Here is a 17,301-nt window from a genome sequence, read left to right as displayed (position 1 = left end):
GCTTTGGTTGCCACCTTTAACAGCACATGCTTGCAAAGTGCTCCAATACCTTAATCCAATACCTGAATTTAGTCGGGAGTAGCTGATTTTATCGGCAACTAAGTCTATAACCCATCTCATAAAGCACAAAAGTCTTTATTTAGAGTATATAAAGTTCATTCAGCAGTTTAAGAAATCAGTTTCTCGGTATAAAACGCCGGGTACGCACATGATGGAAGCCTTACAAGATGGTCCGCCTTGCTGCGCTATCATGTTTGCTGATGCCGAGTATGCGCATAGGCTAAACCGTTGTCGTTCCGACGCAAAAGGAATCTAGGTTATAGCGGCTGAGTTGCTTGCCTTAGATTCCTTTTGCGTCGGAACGACAACGATCTGGAATCAACTTTTTACTGTCCACGGCAAGAGCAATATCTTTTCCTATTTACTTACACCATCATTACTTCGACCTCAGCCGGTAGGTGGCGGTAGTTGGATAGTGGTCGGAATAAGGAATTTCGTAGTGCACCCAGAAGTCATCAACCGACCATTCGGGGCTGGCAAATTGGTTGTCGATGCGAATGAAGGGCAGCTGACCGTGGTAGGTAGGACCGACGCCGTTGCCTACTGCGGCCCAGGCGTTCTGGAAATCGTCGGCTAACTGATCGTAGCTGTAGCTGTAGGGCAGGTCGTTGAGGTCGGCACAGAGTAGCAACGGATACGGGCTGCGCTCGAAGCGGCGCGTGAGCGTATCAACTTGCCAGCTGCGCGACACCATACCGCGCTTGAAGCGGCGCAGCAAGCCCAGGGCTTTGTTGCGGAACCCGACTTTGCTGGAGTAACTGTCTACAATGTCGCGCTCGTCGAGGCTCATGCTTTGCAAGTGAAAGTTGAACACCCGAATGGTATCCTTGTTCGGCAGGCGCAAGTCTGCCCACATGGCGTGGTTTTGCGTGAGCTTACCGAAGTTGACGGTGCCCCGCCGCAGAATTAGGTAACGCGTGAAAATGGCCATGCCAAACTCGGCCCCAATCCGATTGGTCAGACTTCGGGAAACAAAGCTTTGCCGATTGGAGCGCGCCCCAATTCGCTCCACGCTGTTGAAAACGCCTTTTTCCTTGCTGGTAGCCGTGCGAGGCTCGTTATAGAACTCTTGCAGACAAATGATTTCGGCCGGATTGTCGGCTATCCACTGAATCAACTTCCTTGATGACGCCAAATCCGGGTCGCGTAACTGCGGATACACGTTGAAGATGCGCACGTTGGCGGAAAGCACCCGCACCCGTAGCCCCGGCGCATCGGCTGCCGGTGCCACCCGCAACGGGTGCAGGGCTACTCCGCGCTGCAAGTGTGGCCACGTTAGCACGGCCACCAGCAGCGGCAACGCCGCTACCCGCCAGTTGCGCAACAGCCAGTAAGGCACTGCCAGCAAGTTTAAAACCAGTGCTACGGGCAGCGTGAGGGCTCCGAAAGCCGCGGGCCAGAACGTGTAGGCGGGCACCTGCACGCAAGCAATGGCCGCGAGCAGCCACCCAATAACAAGCAAGGTGCAGGTGAAAGCAAACGAACGACGCACAGCAGAAATAATACGGCCTCAGGACCGCAGATGACGAGCAAAGGTAATGCGTAACCACTCAAGGCCTTGAGCGGATGACTGCGCAAGAAGTAAGCTTAAATTTCGTTGTACTTTCAGGTTCGTTTTCTCTTAGGTAGCAAGATGTGGAATCGGAGCTTATAAGTGTATCTAATCTCCTGGTTAGCAGCTAGTACAACCTTTACTCTACACCTTGCTACGGTTGCCTCAGTTTCCAGTCTATGCTCCTTTTTACAGTGCGATTTTTCTTTTCCAGTTTACTGCTGCTTGCGGCTCCGCGCCTACTGGCGGCCTCTGTTCCTTCCCTGAAGCAAGCGCCGCCGACGGGTGCATCCCTGGAGTTCATTGAAAACAAGGGGCAATGGGACAGCCCGGTACGCTACGCGGCTGCCCTACCGGCCGGGCGGTTGTTCGTGGGTCCAACAGGTTTCACTTACAGCTTTGTTGATCCGGTGATGCTGCGTAGCCACTCGCACCATGGCAGCGAGGACGCTGCCAAAGCTCCTACTTCTGATGTGTTGCGCGGCCATTCCTACTCGGTTACGTTCGCAGGGGCCAACCGCTCCCCCACCCTCGCCGGTGAAGAAGTTACGCCTGCGCCCTACAACTACTTCCGCGGCAACAACCCTAAACGGTGGGCCAGCAACGCCCATAGCTTCCGGCGCTTGCGCTACACCAACCTTTATCCGGGCATTGGCGCCGTCGTCTACGAAAACGCCAGCCAGCGCCTGGAGTACGACTTTCAAGTGAGCCCAGGTGCCAAGCCCGCGGCTATTCAACTTCGCTACGCCGGCCCCAACCGTCTCACCCTAAGCGCGGAAGGCAACTTGCTAATTGAAACCTCGGTGGGCCAGGTTATCGAACAGGCTCCCAAGGCTTGGCAGGAAATCAGGGGGCAGCGCGTAGCCGTGTCCTGCGCCTTCGACCTCCAAGGCAGCACGGTTAGCTTCCGGCCCGGCCAGTACGATCCACGCTACACCCTCATCATCGACCCGACCGTTATCTTCTCGTCCTTCACAGGGTCTACGGCCGACAACTGGGGGTTTACCGCCACGTACGATGCGCAAGGCAATATGTACTCGGGCGGCATTGTGCTTGATGTAGGGTATCCTACCAGCCCCGGCGCCTTCGATACCTCTTTCAGCGGGACTACCGACATTGGCATTATCAAGTACAATACTGCTGTATCGGGCGCAGCAGCTCGGCTTTATGCCACCTATCTAGGTGGCAGAAGCATGGAAGCGCCGCACAGCATGGTGGTAAATTCGCAGGGCGAGCTGGTGATAATGGGGTCTACGGGTTCAACCAATTTCCCCACCACCAATGGCGCCTACGATACCTCGCACAACGGTGGCCCCCATATCACGCCCGACGAAAACTTCGAGCCTTTCTTGTACGATAATGGCGCTGATATCTTCATTGCCAAACTTTCCGCCAACGGCAGCTCGCTCACGGGGAGTACGCTTGTGGGTGGCTCCGGCACCGACGGCGTAGTTTCCCAACTCGGAAGGGCCAGCAACGGCCAATCCACAACAACTGATGGCCTGCCAGGCTCTCCCGTTATCAACTACGGCGACCAGTTTCGCGGCGACGTAGTGACGGATGGAGACGGCAACATTTACGTAGCCTCCGTCACCAATAGTACCAACTTTCCTACGCCCAACGGCTTTCGCACCAGCTTTCAGGGCGGCAGCTTCGATGCGGTGGTCTTGAAATTATCGGCTAACCTGCGCACGCTGCTGTGGTCCACTTATTTGGGCGGCAGCAACGCCGAGGCAGCCTACTCCTTGCAGGTAGATGCCACCCGCGGGGTGTACGTGGCCGGCGGTACCTTGAGCAACAATTTCCCTACTACTGCGGGAAGTTTACAATCCGGTTTCCAGGGCGGTGTCGATGGGTTCATATCTCATTTAAGCAACACGGGCAGCGTACTGCTGCAATCATCATTCATCGGTACCAGAGACTACGACCAAGCTTTCTTTGTGCAGCTTGACGCCGCCAGCAATGTATACCTTCTAGGCCAAACCCAGGGGCAAATGCCTATCAGTGCCGGGTGCTATGGCGTGGCCGATGGGCGTCAATTTATTCAAAAGCTGAATCCTACTTTAAGTACCCGCTTCTACAGCACCCGCATTGGCAGTGGCAGCACCCTCTTCCCTGATATCTCCCTGACGGCTTTTCTTGTTGATGATTGCGAGCGAATCTACATCAGTGGCTGGGGAGGCTTGGTCAACCGCGGTGGTAGCACCAGAGGCTTGCCTGTCACGGCCAATGCCATCCAGTCGGCCACCGACGGCTCCGACTTCTACCTGGCCCAGTTTCGGCCCGGCATGCAGTCGCTGGAATACGGCACTTACTACGGTGAACGAGGTGGCCGCAGTGGCGAGCATGTCGATGGTGGTACTTCGCGCTTCGATAAAAAAGGGGTAGTGTACCAAGCCGTGTGCGGCGGCTGCGGGCGCACTTCCGGTTTTCCGGTGCCTCCGGGCGCCAACACGTACTCCACCACCAACCGCAGCGACAACTGCAATAATGCCGCGTTCAAGATAGACTTTGGTATCATCACCGCCGATCCGGGCCCGAACCGTTATGTGTGCGTCAACAACGGTCCTATCCTATTGGGTGGTACCCCAGCCGGGGGTACTTGGTCTGGGCCCGGCGTGTCGGCGGTAGCGGGGGGAGGCTACCAATTCACACCTTCGTCGGCCCGCCTCGGGGTTAGCATTCTCACGTATTCCGTAACTGCTACTGGTACCTGCGTCAGCACCCGGCCCTTGCGCATGACCGTGACGCCGGAAAGACAGATGACTTTTGCCCAGGTTGCCTCGAATTGCCTAACGCCCGGCACCGTGACGTTGGTTGCAACACCAGCCGGCGGCACATTCAGTGGACCAGGCGTATCAGGCAACACGTTCAATCCTGTTACGGCGGGCGTCGGCACGCACACACTAACCTATTCCGTTTCCGACACGCTTGGCTGTGGCTCTATTAGCCAGGTAGTGCCCATAGGTATCGCGCCCCAAGTGCGAGTTGGCCGTGATACTACCATTTGCATCGACCAAATGAAGGCGTTTCAGATGCGGGGCATGTCACCGGCTGGTGGGACTTGGAGCGGCCCGGGCATTACGCCAGGCGGCCTTTTCACCCCACCCAACACCAACAACCGGGGTGGTATTTATCAGTTGAGTTATACCTACTCCGTCAACGGCTGCGCTAGCGTAGCTACCCGCACCGTGGTGATGGCACCTACCTCGTCGGTCAATGCGCCTCTTAACCTGCCGGAATGTTCAGCCGATCCGCGCTATACGGGTCTGGCCCCATTTACCTACCAGTTCGAGCCAGTGTTAGCCGGGGGTACTTATGATTGGGACTTTGGCGACGGCAGTGAACACTCCACCGAAGCTGGCCCAACTCACCTGTACGCCGAACCCGGCTCCTACCGAGTGAAACTGATTGCGCGCTACGCAGGCTGCGTAGTGGAAACAGCTTTTGCGCCGGTGGAAGTAGGTGAAATGAAAGTACCCAACATCATCACGCCCAACGGTGATTCCCTCAACGACTCGTTTAAGCCTCGTTTCAGTTGCAAGCCAACTCATCTGCAAGTGTTCAACCGCTGGGGTACGCTCGTATACGAAATCAAGGATTATCACAACGATTGGAGCGGCAAAAACCTACCCGACGGCGTGTATTATTACTTATTGCGCGACACCGATGAGCGGCGGGCGAAAGGCTGGCTTGAGGTAAAACGCTAGCCAGTTTCAACAAATGTCTTGCCCTTTCGTCAGTTGACACGAGGCACTTCTCTTTTATCAAGGCCCCGGCCCATAGCCTTGCCTGTGTGCTTACCTTCAGTGAGCTACTATTACTATATACCAACCAACGTGTCCAGGTATGCAGCCCGCTGGAACATCGAATCAACAAGTAGCAGAGAACCACAACAAGAAAAATTCACTTGTTGATGGCTTCGTGGCAAGACAATAAATCAGTTGGGGTGACATCCTTTTGAGAGGCTTGCTTGACCTTAGCTCTCCTCTCCCCCGTTAGCTAACTTGCTTTCGGCGGTTTATCACCGTATATTTGCGTGGTATTCTGGTTGTGAAGAGGGGACGTAGCGTCCCCTCTTTCTTTTATCACCCGGTCCAAGTCTAAATGAATTTCGATCAAAACCGTATTGCGGAAATGCTACAGGACAGCCTGATTGGCTTCGAGCTGTTTGTGGTAGACTTGAGCGTATCTGATGCCGTCCGGCCTAAAATCACCGTCACCCTCGACAGTGAACAGGGCCTCGGTATTGACGAATGCGCCCAGGTAAGCCGCCGGCTAGCTCGGCGCATTGATGAAGCTTACGGTGAGGATGCTACTTATTCCTTGGAAGTTACTTCGCCCGGTGCCGACCAGCCTCTCGCCGACCCGCGTCAATACACCCGTCACGTAGGCCGCAGCTTAAGCCTAAAGTTGAAGGATGGCACCGAGAAAACCGGCAAACTGGAAGCCGCCGAAGCAGATGGCATTCAGTTGGCGGAAGTAATCAAAGAAAAGAGCAAGCAGAAAACCCTGCCCGCCGTGCTGGTGCCTTTCACCGAGATTCAGGAAGCGCGGGTAGTTATTTCGTTTAAGTAAATCAAATGATTGAATTGCTAAATGGTTGAATTGCTGAATTTAACATCTTCACGTAACCAACTACGCAGCAATTAAACAATTCAACAATTAATCAGATGAACAGCAACGTTCTGATTGAATCGTTCGCCGAATTTGCCCGGAGCAAGAACATCGACCGTCCCACGATGATGAGCATCTTGGAGGACGTGTTCCGCACTATGATTCGCAAAAGGTACACCGACGACGCCAACTTCGACGTCATCTTGAACGTGGACAAGGGCGACTTGGAAATCTACCGCAACCGTGAAATTGTGGACGACAACTCCGAGGATATCTGGGACAACGACAAAATTCCGCTGGCGGAGGCTCACAAAATCGAGCCCGACTTCGAAGTAGGCGAACAAGTAACCGAGGAAATCAAGCTGGAGGACTTTGGGCGCCGCGCCGTGCTTATGGCTCGCCAAACGCTTATTCAGCGGGTGAAAGATTTGGAGCGCGACAATCTTTACCAGACGTATAAGGATCAGGTAGGGGAGGTTATCACCGGTGAGGTATATCAGGTATGGAGCCGCGAAGCACTGATCTTGGACAAGGATGAAAACGAGTTGGTGTTACCTAAAGCCGAGCAAATTCCAAAGGACCGCTACCGCAAAGGCGACACCGTGCGTGCCGTAGTACACCGCGTCGAAATCATCAACGGCACGCCCAAAATCATCCTCTCGCGCGCCGCACCGGCTTTTCTGGAGCGTTTGTTCGAACAGGAAGTACCGGAAATTTATGATGGCTTGATTACCATCAAGAATATCGTGCGCGAACCTGGTGAGCGTGCCAAAGTAGCCGTAGAAAGCTACGATGACCGCATTGATCCGGTAGGTGCTTGCGTGGGCATGAAAGGCTCGCGTATTCACGCCGTAGTGCGCGAATTGGAGAACGAGAACATCGACGTCATCAACTACACCGACAACCTCGAGCTGTACATTGCTCGGGCCTTGTCGCCGGCTAAATTGACTTCGATGAAAATAAACGAACAAACTGGCCGGGTATCGGTGTTCTTGAAACCCGACCAAGTTTCATTGGCTATTGGACGCGGTGGTGCTAACATCAAATTAGCCAGCCGCCTAGTAGGTATGGAAATCGACGTATTCCGGGATGCCGGCGATTACGACGAAGATATTGCACTTGACGAATTCTCTGACGAAATTGAATCCTGGATTATCGCCGAGCTTAAGAAAATTGGTCTTGATACTGGTCGGGCCGTATTAGCTGTAAGTAAAGAAGATATCGTGCGCCGTACCGAATTAGAAGAAGAACATGTAGATGAGCTTTTCCGCGTTATTAAACAGGAATTTAACGAGGAAGAAGAAGAAAGCGACCAAACACATACTCCCACCGTCAGCGACGACGCGCAATGAGCGCGCGGGCTTCGGCCCGGCAAAGGTGTTAAATCGGGCCAGTCGGCCGGATTTAACACCGGCTGGCACCATTTAAAGTAGTACCTTTGCAATCAGATAAGAGTATCGTTCGCGAGCATAGAATGGCGGAAGCAGCAACCAAACGGCTTAGTCAGGCAGCCAAAGACCTGAACGTTGGGATGAACACCTTGGTGGAAACCCTAGCGAAAAAAGGATTTCAGATAGAAAACAAGCCCACAACCAAGCTGAGCTCAGATCAGGTTGCGTTGCTGGACAAGGAATTCGCGTCTTCAGCCCAAGACAAAGCCGAAGCCTTCAAGCTCAGCCAGGCCAAGCGCCAGAATGAGCTGGATGTTGCTGCTCTTGCCCGGCCTGCTGAGCCCGTGGCTCCCAAAGCACCAGTGGCTCCTGTGCCTGCGCCCAAGCCAGTTGAGGCTCCCAAGCCAACTCCTTCTCCCGTAGCCGCTCCGGTGACCACCGCTCCTGTTGTTGCGCCTGCTGCAAGCAGACCAACTCCATTAGAGGAAGCGCCTAAGGTGCCCGGCCTGAAAGTGTTGGGGAAAATTGAGCTAGACTCCAGAGGCCGGCCCGTACCGCCACGGCCTGCTCCAAGCCCTACTCCTCCACCAGTACCAGTTACTGCGCCGGTAACAGAGGTAAAGGCTCCGCAGGCACCTGCACCGGTTGTAGAAAATAAGCCGGTTCCTGCGCCAGCACCGGCACCAGCCACTCCCGTAGCTTCGGCACCGGTTGCGCCAGCGGCCCCCATTGCCCCTGCTCCGGTAGCACCAGCACCAAGCCGGCCAGTTGAACCAACTCCGGTGGTCGCGAAAGCTCCTGCCCCGACTCCCGAGCCAAAACCTACGCCAACGCCAGTTTTGCCAGCTCCACAAGCTCCTGTGGTGGTCACAGCACCAGCACCTACCCCTCCTGCTACTCCCGAAACGCCCGCTATTTCGGCTCCGGCCGAGGAAGCAGGCACTATTACGGCCAGAGCCGATCAGTTGAAAGGGCTGACTGTGCTTGGCAAAATTGAGCTACCGGTTGATTCGTCGCGCCGCGGTGGTGGTAGCAACGCAGGGCGTGGCCCACGGCCCGTAGCGTCATCTGATGTGCGTAAGAGCGGGCTGAACGCAGATGCTAAGAAGCGTCAGCGCCAGCGCATTCCAGGTCAAACCGGCGCTCCTCAACCCGGTCAGGGACAAGGCCAGGGAGGGCAAGGCCAGGGACAAGGTAGTCCACGGCCCGAACAAGGGCAGAATCCTGGCTACCAAGGTAATCGGCCTACAGGTACTGGCCCACGTGGCAACAATAGCAATAGCAACAACACAAACCAGCGGCCACCTAACACGGCGCCACGGGTTACGGGTACGGGCCAAGCAGCGCAGCGTCAAGCTCCGGCTGTACCGCTCACTCCCGAGCAAAACGAGAAACAAATACAAGAGCAAATCAAGGCGACGCTGGCTAAACTCAGCGGTGGCCGTGGTGGTAACCAGAGCAACCGGGCTAAGTACCGTCGGGATAAGCGGGCTGGTGTAGCCGAGGATCGAGAGGCCCAGCGCGCTCAAAACGAACTGGACGCCAAGACGCTGAAAGTAACCGAATTTATTTCGGCCAACGACTTAGCTTCACTGATGGATGTATCGGTGAACGAGGTAATCAAAGTGTGCTTGAACATGGGCATGTTCGTGTCCATCAACCAGCGCCTTGACGCCGAAGCCATTACGGTCATTGCCGACGAATTTGGCTATGATGTTGAGTTCCTGAGTGCCGAGGAAGAAGAAACCGATCTTGGTATTGTTGATAACGATGAAGACCTGCAGCCGCGGGCTCCTATCGTTACCATCATGGGTCACGTCGACCACGGTAAGACTTCGTTGCTTGACTATATTCGGAGTGCTAGCGTAGCCAAAGGCGAAGCCGGCGGTATCACGCAGCACATCGGGGCTTACGACGTGATGACAGCTTCCAACAAGCGGGTCACCTTCCTTGACACGCCGGGTCACGAAGCCTTTACGGCCATGCGTGCTCGGGGTGCCAAAGTGACGGACATTGCTATCATCGTGGTAGCGGCCGACGATTCGGTAATGCCCCAGACCAAGGAAGCTATCAATCATGCTCAGGCAGCCGGTGTCCCGATTGTTATTGCGCTCAACAAAATCGACAAGCCTTCGGCCAACCCCGATAAAATCCGGGAGGAACTCTCAGCGATGAACGTGCTGGTAGAAGAATGGGGCGGTAAATACCAGTCGCAGGAAGTATCAGCCAAATCTGGTTTGGGCGTTGACGACCTTCTAGAGAAGGTATTGCTAGAAGCCGAGATTCTGGAGCTAAAAGCTAATCCTGACCGTAATGCCGTTGGTACGGTTATCGAAGCCTCGCTTGATAAGGGCCGGGGCTATGTGACCACCATTCTAGTACAGACTGGTACCATGCGCGTAGGTGACATTGTACTGGCAGGTCCGCACTACGGACGTGTGAAAGCAATGACCGACCACCGGGGCAAAAAGATGAAGCAAGCTGGTCCGGCTACGCCGGTGCAGGTGCTCGGCTTGACTGGTGCTCCACAGGCCGGCGACAAGATCCAGGTAATGGAAACCGAGCGCGAAGCGCGGGAACTGGCCACGCAGCGTCAGCAACTGTCGCGTGAGCAGACCATGCGCACCAAGAAACACATCACCCTTGATGAAATAGGTCGTCGTCTGGCACTAGCTTCATTTAAAGAGCTTAACATCATCGTGAAAGGTGACGTGGACGGTTCGGTGGAAGCACTGGCTGACTCGCTACTCAAGCTAAGCACGCCGGAAGTATCGGTGAACATCCTCAGTAAGGGAGTAGGCGCCATCTCCGAGTCTGATGTACTGCTGGCTTCGGCTTCCGACGCCATCATCATTGGTTTCCAGGTACGACCTTCGCAAAGTGCCCGGAAGCTGGCCGAGCAAGAGCAGATCGACATCCGACTCTACTCTATTATCTACAATGCCATTAATGAGGTGAAGGATGCCATGGAAGGCATGCTTGCCCCGACGGTGCAGGAAGTAGTAGTGGCCAATGCTGAAATCCGGCAGGTGTTCAATATCACCAAAGTGGGCTCCATCGGTGGCTGCATGGTGACGGAAGGCACCTTCACTCGCAAAACCAAAGTACGGCTCGTCCGTGATGGTATTGTGGTGTACTCGGGCGAAATCCAGGACCTCAAGCGCTACAAGGATGACGTGTCGGAAGTACGTCAAGGCTACGAGTGCGGTATCTCCTTGAGAGGCTATAATGACCTGCAAGTAGGAGATAACATCGAAGGCTTCGAGGAAAAAGAAGTGAAGCGTACGTTGTAAAGCAAGCTTCCTTTATAAAAATTTCTTAGGAAACGCCCCAATTGCTAGCAATTGGGGCGTTTTTCATATTATACTATCCTTAGAAGCTGCTGAATAGTATGGTAGCATAATATGAAAACTCACCTCTAAACAGTACATATCCTGACCTTTGGACTACTATGATTTGCACTACGTACTGATAAACTTGATTCAGACGTTCTCACATTATTATGTTATTGACACTAGCCGAACATACGTCTAGCTTTGTATCACTTTAAGAAGTATTAAATTACTTCATCCCGCTTTGCATGAGAACAAAATTGACGTTCCTACTTCTACTAATAGGGCTGGCTACTACAGTATTAGCTCAAACGCCCCGCCCTGCTAAGCCGACCTCTAAACCTACTACAGCGAAAACTGCTACGACGAAGCCAAAGGCTACCAAGGCATCTAAATCCAATATCCCTAAGTCGGCTACAGTGCCCACTAACTCAACAACTCGTCCAACCTCCAAGTCTACAACAGCACCACCAACTGTTCCTACAAACCCAGTTAAGCTGGAAATACCTGGAGTTGAGCCTCAGAAAGCGCCCTCGTTCAACAAAGGAACTGTAGCAGTCAATTTGGGCTTAGGGTTGGGTATAGGCTACGGCTATGGCAATAGCTTCAATTTTGGGGGAAGTAAGAAGTCCTCACCGGCTCTTAGCTTGTCGGTTGAGAAGGGGGTTGTTGATGGGATTGGGCCCGGCGTCATCAGTGTTGGCGGATTGCTTGGCTATAAGTCTGATAGCTATGAGTGGTCTTCCTATAAAGCTAAGTGGACCAATATTTATGTGGCTGCTCGCGGAGCCTATCACTATAACTTTACAGCTAATCCTAAAATAGACACCTATGCTGGTTTTAGTTTAGCAGCTCGCATCGAGAGCTATTCCAACGACTATGACGATGATGCACTAAAAGATTCTTACGGCGGCGTTGATTTTGAAGTGGGAGTTTTTGCGGGAGGACGTTACTTGCTTACCGACAAAATTGGAGTATTTTCTGAGCTAGGCTATGATATGAGTTACATGAAACTAGGTCTCACAGCAAAGTTTTGACGTCACCTGCTAGCACACTACTACATATTCTCTCCACAACTACATATTACAACCAACGCTTCGCTACGGAGCAATAATTTTAACTCTAGAAAGGGAAGTCAACGGGCACTACATGCTTTTTAGTGCTTGTCCGTTAGGCGTTATGACTTTTCACTACCAATGACCGTGACTCATGGCTCGCGCAACTGCTTCCGTACCTAAGGTTGAAACCCCCTTTCACAGCATCTGCATGCCAGCTCCTGTTTGCTACCTCTCCCTTAGTGTTGCATCGTCAGCCGCAAGTAAAACTGCTACTTTATGGCTACCGGGCCCTTATTGGGATTATCACAAACATCAGATGTCGTAATAATTACTAAACCTAACAGACAGATATATAGGCATTTGCTAGCTTCTATCCGCTATGCTACCTACATGCGTCTTCTTTAGTTGAGCCGGGGGCGAACGGTGGCCTCGATTTCACTAAAGGCGCAAAAAAGCCCCACTGCTGTGCAGTGAGGCTTTTTCCTTGGATATTGAGCTCTAAAAATTCTAGCAGAATGCTGTGTATTTCTTTAAAAAAACAAAAAACGCTTTTTGTTTTTGTGATTTAAGGGCTTGCCTTTAGGATCGATGCCCATGGCTGGACGGCTTTGTCCTTTCTTCATCATGGCGTTCTTGGCGTGCTTGCTAGCCTTAAACTTACGCACTGTAAAGCCCCCTGCCCCTTTCTCATATTGCCGGGCAGGACCAGCCGCGCGGCCAAAGCTGGTATTCGCGCTGCCACCCGCCCGCGCTTGCAGTAACTCTAGCTGCTGGTCGCGCTTAGCATCATCAGGGTTCATGTTCATGCGGCGCTGCATGTTGGCAATGTCCGATGAGTTGGCTTTGCGCTTGCGCAAACCTTGTTCACTGGTTTGGTTACCCGGCTCGGTGGAAGTGGTATTTGACGTTTGGGCGTGTACAGGTCGGCATAGAAAGCCTGCGGCAATCAATAACGTGGCAGCTAATTCTTTTTTCATGCTCAGGAAAAGGTAGCTAAGCAGCTGGTGCTTACGGCAAGTGGAGTGGGTTTCTGGCGCGGCAACGGGTGGTATGCTAAGTTAGTTCAAATTCTTTAAAACTTGTAAGTCAGCCCAATACCTAAGGTTTCTTTGAACTGAATTCGCCGGCCGCGGGCTGTGAAGTCACTGTTTTGTTGGTCGGCATTGAGTGGCACCAACACATCATCGTCGTAAACCAAGGCAGTAGCAACGCTGGCACTAAAGAACTCGTTGACTTTGAAATCCAGCAAATTTTCCCAGTTCACGTCTACGTTTTGTGGGTCGTGAAAATAGTTACTGAACAACTCTAGCCGCGTCTGATACGTGACATTGCTCATCAGGCCCCGCCGGTAGCGTACGTTCAGGTAGGCTCCTAATTCTTCACGCATTCGTTCACCGCTACCAGTTATTAGCTGACCATCAGCATCGAGTTGAGCCGCTTTCACGCCGAACGCCCCTACATCGGCCAATTGCTGGTCGTTTACCACTGTGAATTTCCCCGTTGCTGGCGATAAAAACAGCGAAAAGTCCTCGTTTGGCTTGTACTCAAAGCCAATTGACGCCAGAATGTAGGCAGGCGCGAAGAATTTCGACAGCAATGAATCTGGTTTCAGGATATCGTTGGTAGGGGTAAGCTGCGTTTTCAGGTTTAATTGCGTGGCGTACGACCATTTAGTGGCATAATTGCGGGTGTACCGGGCATTTAGCTCGAGCCGATCATCGTTTTTGCGCACTTTAGATTTACCGGCTTTCAGCAAGCCATACACAAGGTTGCTAGCTAAAGCAAACGTGTGGTTTTCGCCGCGAAAATGCACGTAAACGTTGCCTAGAGCTAGCAACGACAAAGAGCTTTGCCCACCCGGCGCCCAATTGCTTAAGCTTACCTGGCTGAAATTGAGTGTGCCAGCGCCGCCTCGCCGCCAGCCATGAACGGTGTCTTCGTCGGCTGCTAGTCGGAAAGCGGCCGGTGGGGTCGGTGCTCGATAAGGTGCATAATTTTGCGCGTAAGCGCTACTACCATAAACCCATAGTAGCAGGCTAGTAAGCAGAATTTTTTCAGTGAAATAGAGTATAGTTGTTCTCATAGAAGGAGAAACACCAGACAAATAAAAGGTGAAGAGAAAGCCGGCCTTCGCCCTGATACATGCGGGTGAAAACCGGCTTTATAAAATTTTCAAAGCAAGCTAGATAAGTGGTATTGCTAGCTACGACCACGCAGCGCATCCCGGATTTCCGTCAGCAGGGCTTGGTCTTTGGTGGGCGCCGGATCGGCGACTACCACTACTGTGGGCTTCTTGAAGCGGTTTGCAAGTTTCACAATCCAGAAAATGGCAAAAGCAATGAGGAGAAAATCGATAACGGCCGTCAAGAACAATCCAAAATTCACGGTTGCTGCACCAGCATCTTTCGCGGCCTTCATCGTGTTATAGCTCGCGCCATCAAGAGCGACAAACCAGTCCGTGAAATCTTTCCCGCCAGTTAAGAAGCTTAATACTGGCATCAAGATGTCATCCGTGAGCGATGTTACAATTTTACCGAATGCCCCTCCGATAATAACACCAACTGCCAGATCGAGCACATTTCCCTTGGAAATGAACTCTTTGAATTCGGAAACAAACCCCATGTGCTTGTGAAATTTTATGGTGAGACAAGACAACTGATTTGGGCTAATATACCTTTTTCTTAATACCTCGGCCGTGATGACGGGCAAAGATAAACCGCTCCCTCAAGGCATAATTCGATTTTCGCCGGATCATGGCCTCTCCCCGCTTAATACCTAATCGGAGCAGCCGAACACCTGCTTCTGGCTCCTGATTTAGGCTATCTTTGCTGGCATTCTGCTACTGCCACCCCCCTTTCCGCATGGCTTCTTTCGAAAATCTGCTCTATGACCTCGATGCCGAAAGCGGCATTTTGACCATCACGCTCAACCGGCCAACCAAGCTCAACGCCCTCAACAATGCCACGATTGGGGAAATTGGCAAGGCTATGCAGCAGGCCCTTGACGACCAGCTCGTACGGGGCATCATTCTGACGGGTAGCGGTGAGAAAGCCTTTGTAGCCGGCGCGGATATTGCCGAGTTGGCCGCCTTGAGCGAACCGCTCGCTCGCCGTGCTTCCGAACACGGGCAAGAAGTGTTCTGCATGATAGAGGAAAGTCCTAAGCCCGTGGTGGCGGCCGTAAACGGCTTTGCGCTCGGCGGTGGCTGTGAGCTAGCTATGGCTTGTCACTTGCGCATTGCCGCCGATAATGCTCGTTTCGGCCAGCCGGAAGTGAATTTAGGGCTAATTCCGGGCTACGGTGGTACGCAGCGCTTAACGCAGCTGATTGGCAAAGGCAAAGCGCTGGAACTGATGATGACTGCCGATATGGTGAAGGCCGACGAAGCCCTGCGCCTGGGCTTAGTCAACCATGTAGTACCTGCCCCCGACCTGCTACCGTTTACGCGTGAACTGCTTGGTCACATTCTAGCTAAAGCACCACTAGCCATCGGGCTGGTTATTGATAGTGTGAATGCTTACTTCGCCGAAGATCGGCATGGCTACCAAACTGAGGCCAATGCCTTCGCCCGCTGCTTTGTGTCGCAAGATTTCAAGGAGGGCACGCAGGCATTTTTGGAGAAACGGCCTGCTGCTTTTACCGGTAAGTAAGGCTTCTATTACAGGAGCAGCGCTCTTTTCACGGTAGCAGGTCCATTTTTACTCCTTGGCCTACTGCCGCTCAAGATGTTCCTGCCTAAGCAGGAAGACACGGACAGCTACTATGAGTTCAATTGCCAAGCGTCTTGCTTCGCAGACCGCCGTGTACGGCATCAGCAGCATTGTGGGGCGCGTACTGACTTACCTGCTGGTACCAGTATATACAGGGCGGTTTGCGGCGGCCGAGTACGGCATTGTGACGGCCCTGTATGCCTGCGTTTCGTTTTTGAACGTGCTGTTTACCTACGGGTTGGAAACCACATTTTTCCGCTTCGCCTCGCGGCCCGGCACCGACCGTCAACTACTCTACAACCGAGTACTTAGCTTGCTGGTAGTAAGCAGCGTCGTGTTTTCAGGACTGCTCGCGTGGCAGGCTGGCACGTTGCTGCGCCTGCTGAGTTTGCCATCGGGGCAGGAACGGTATGCCGTTTGGCTGGCGCTGATTTTGGGACTTGACGCGGTGGCAGCCATTCCATTTGCCAAGTTACGGCTAGAGAATAAGGCCCGTAAGTTTGCAACCATCCGCATGGCCAACATCGTGCTGAACGTGGCCCTCAACCTGTTCTTCATCATCGTATGCCCCGATATCATGGCGGGCGAGTACCTGACGGTGCTTCGGCCACTCATAGCGGTTATCTACGACCCTAGTATTGGGGTCGGCTACGTGTTTCTGTCGAATCTGGCGGCTAGTGCGTTTACGCTGTTGCTGCTAGCGCGCGAGTTGGCCGCTTTCCGCTTTCACCTCGACCTAGCCGCTCTCCGGCCGATGCTGGTGTACGCCTATCCTATCATGCTGATGGGACTGGCCGGGATGGTGAACGAAACGCTCGACCGGATTCTACTGCCGGCTTGGCTACCAGAAGGCTTTTATCCAGGTAAGAGTAGCGAGACGGTAGCCGGTATTTACGGGGCGTGCTATAAGCTGAGCATTTTTATGAGCCTCGTTATTCAGGCCTTCCGCTACTCTGCCGAGCCGTTCTTTTTCGCGCAGAGCAACGAGAAGAATTCTCCAGCCACGTTTGCGTTGGTGTTGAAGTGGTTCACGCTCTGTTGTGCTTTTATTTTCGTGTTCATCAGCGTCAACCTCGAAGACTTTGCAAAGTACTTTTTGCGCGGTGCTGAATACCGCGAAGGCATAGCCGTGGTGCCGGTGCTACTGCTGGCCAACTTATTTCTGGGCGTATACTGGAACCTGTCGGTGTGGTTCAAGCTCACTGATAAGACCTACTATGGTACTTACATCGGAGGAGCCGGCGCCGTGCTTACCATCGTACTGAACCTGCTGCTGATTCCGGTGCTAGGCTACATGGGCTGCGCCCTGACCACGTTGGCGTGCTACTTTATGATGGCGGCTATCTGTTGGTGGCTGGGGGAGCGGCACTTCCCAGTGCCATACCCGGTGGGCCGCCTGCTGCTGTGGCTACTGGTCGCGTCGGGATTGGTGGTGCTCGGTTGGTTTGTTTCCTTCGATGATTACTGGGTACGCCACCTCTGGCATTTGGTGCTGTGCGCCGTTTTTGTTGGCTTGGTGGTGCTGGTTGAAAAACCGCAACGCGTGCTAGCTCGATGAGCTGCCAAGCACCACTTGTTTTC

General features: G+C 53.2%; 11 protein-coding genes. 7 read left to right on the top strand and 4 right to left on the bottom strand.

The features are described 5' to 3' along the window. Positions 1-436 precede the first annotated feature (436 nt). Positions 437-1,552 carry an endonuclease/exonuclease/phosphatase family protein gene (locus ACFE7X_RS01700; protein WP_375433922.1) on the bottom strand — a complete coding sequence of 372 codons (1,116 nt, stop codon included), beginning with the start codon at positions 1,550-1,552 and terminating at the stop codon, positions 437-439. A gap of 239 nt (positions 1,553-1,791) precedes the next feature. Between ACFE7X_RS01700 and ACFE7X_RS01695 the strand changes: the two genes are divergently transcribed. The 5 genes from ACFE7X_RS01695 to ACFE7X_RS01675 all read left to right on the top strand — a co-directional run bounded on the left by ACFE7X_RS01695 (position 1,792) and on the right by ACFE7X_RS01675 (position 11,989). After that, positions 1,792-5,322, top strand: a complete 3,531-nt coding sequence (locus ACFE7X_RS01695; RefSeq protein ID WP_375433921.1) for a gliding motility-associated C-terminal domain-containing protein — start codon at positions 1,792-1,794, stop codon at positions 5,320-5,322. A gap of 397 nt (positions 5,323-5,719) precedes the next feature. Next, complete coding sequence (gene rimP / locus ACFE7X_RS01690; RefSeq protein WP_375433920.1) at positions 5,720-6,190, top strand: ribosome maturation factor RimP; 471 nt, start codon at positions 5,720-5,722, stop codon at positions 6,188-6,190. A gap of 95 nt (positions 6,191-6,285) precedes the next feature. Next, positions 6,286-7,581, top strand: coding sequence for a transcription termination factor NusA (gene nusA / locus ACFE7X_RS01685; RefSeq protein ID WP_375433919.1), 1,296 nt, complete (start codon positions 6,286-6,288; stop codon positions 7,579-7,581). A 122-nt stretch (positions 7,582-7,703) separates the two neighbouring features. Beyond that, positions 7,704-10,913, top strand: coding sequence for a translation initiation factor IF-2 (gene infB, locus ACFE7X_RS01680; protein WP_375433918.1), 3,210 nt, complete (start codon positions 7,704-7,706; stop codon positions 10,911-10,913). Positions 10,914-11,200: 287 nt separating this feature from the next. Further along, a complete protein-coding gene (locus tag ACFE7X_RS01675; RefSeq protein ID WP_375433917.1) occupies positions 11,201-11,989 on the top strand; it encodes a hypothetical protein in 789 nt (262 codons plus the stop codon). A gap of 551 nt (positions 11,990-12,540) precedes the next feature. On the opposite strand, the gene ACFE7X_RS01670 is transcribed toward ACFE7X_RS01675, so the two are convergent. The 3 genes from ACFE7X_RS01670 to mscL form a co-directional block, all read right to left on the bottom strand. Beyond that, positions 12,541-12,987, bottom strand: a complete 447-nt coding sequence (locus ACFE7X_RS01670) for a hypothetical protein (protein ID WP_375433916.1) — start codon at positions 12,985-12,987, stop codon at positions 12,541-12,543. Positions 12,988-13,082: 95 nt separating this feature from the next. After that, complete coding sequence (locus ACFE7X_RS01665; RefSeq protein WP_375433915.1) at positions 13,083-14,093, bottom strand: DUF3078 domain-containing protein; 1,011 nt, start codon at positions 14,091-14,093, stop codon at positions 13,083-13,085. 116 nt (positions 14,094-14,209) lie between these two features. Then, entirely contained in the window at positions 14,210-14,632 is a 423-nt protein-coding gene (mscL, locus tag ACFE7X_RS01660) for a large conductance mechanosensitive channel protein MscL (RefSeq protein ID WP_375433914.1), read from the bottom strand. Positions 14,633-14,871: 239 nt separating this feature from the next. On the opposite strand from mscL, the gene ACFE7X_RS01655 reads away from it, so the two are divergent. Then, positions 14,872-15,660 (top strand): enoyl-CoA hydratase/isomerase family protein, encoded by a 789-nt coding sequence (locus ACFE7X_RS01655; protein WP_375433913.1) that lies wholly within the window; start codon positions 14,872-14,874, stop codon positions 15,658-15,660. A 112-nt stretch (positions 15,661-15,772) separates the two neighbouring features. Next, positions 15,773-17,278, top strand: a complete 1,506-nt coding sequence (locus ACFE7X_RS01650) for a polysaccharide biosynthesis C-terminal domain-containing protein (protein ID WP_375433912.1) — start codon at positions 15,773-15,775, stop codon at positions 17,276-17,278. The last annotated feature ends 23 nt before the right edge of the window (positions 17,279-17,301 follow it).

This window comes from uncultured Hymenobacter sp. (assembly GCF_964242765.1).
In the GTDB taxonomy this organism is placed as follows: Bacteria; Bacteroidota; Bacteroidia; order Cytophagales; family Hymenobacteraceae; genus Hymenobacter.
Note: the sequence above shows the minus strand (reverse complement) of the source record. Positions and strands in the feature narration are given on the sequence as shown.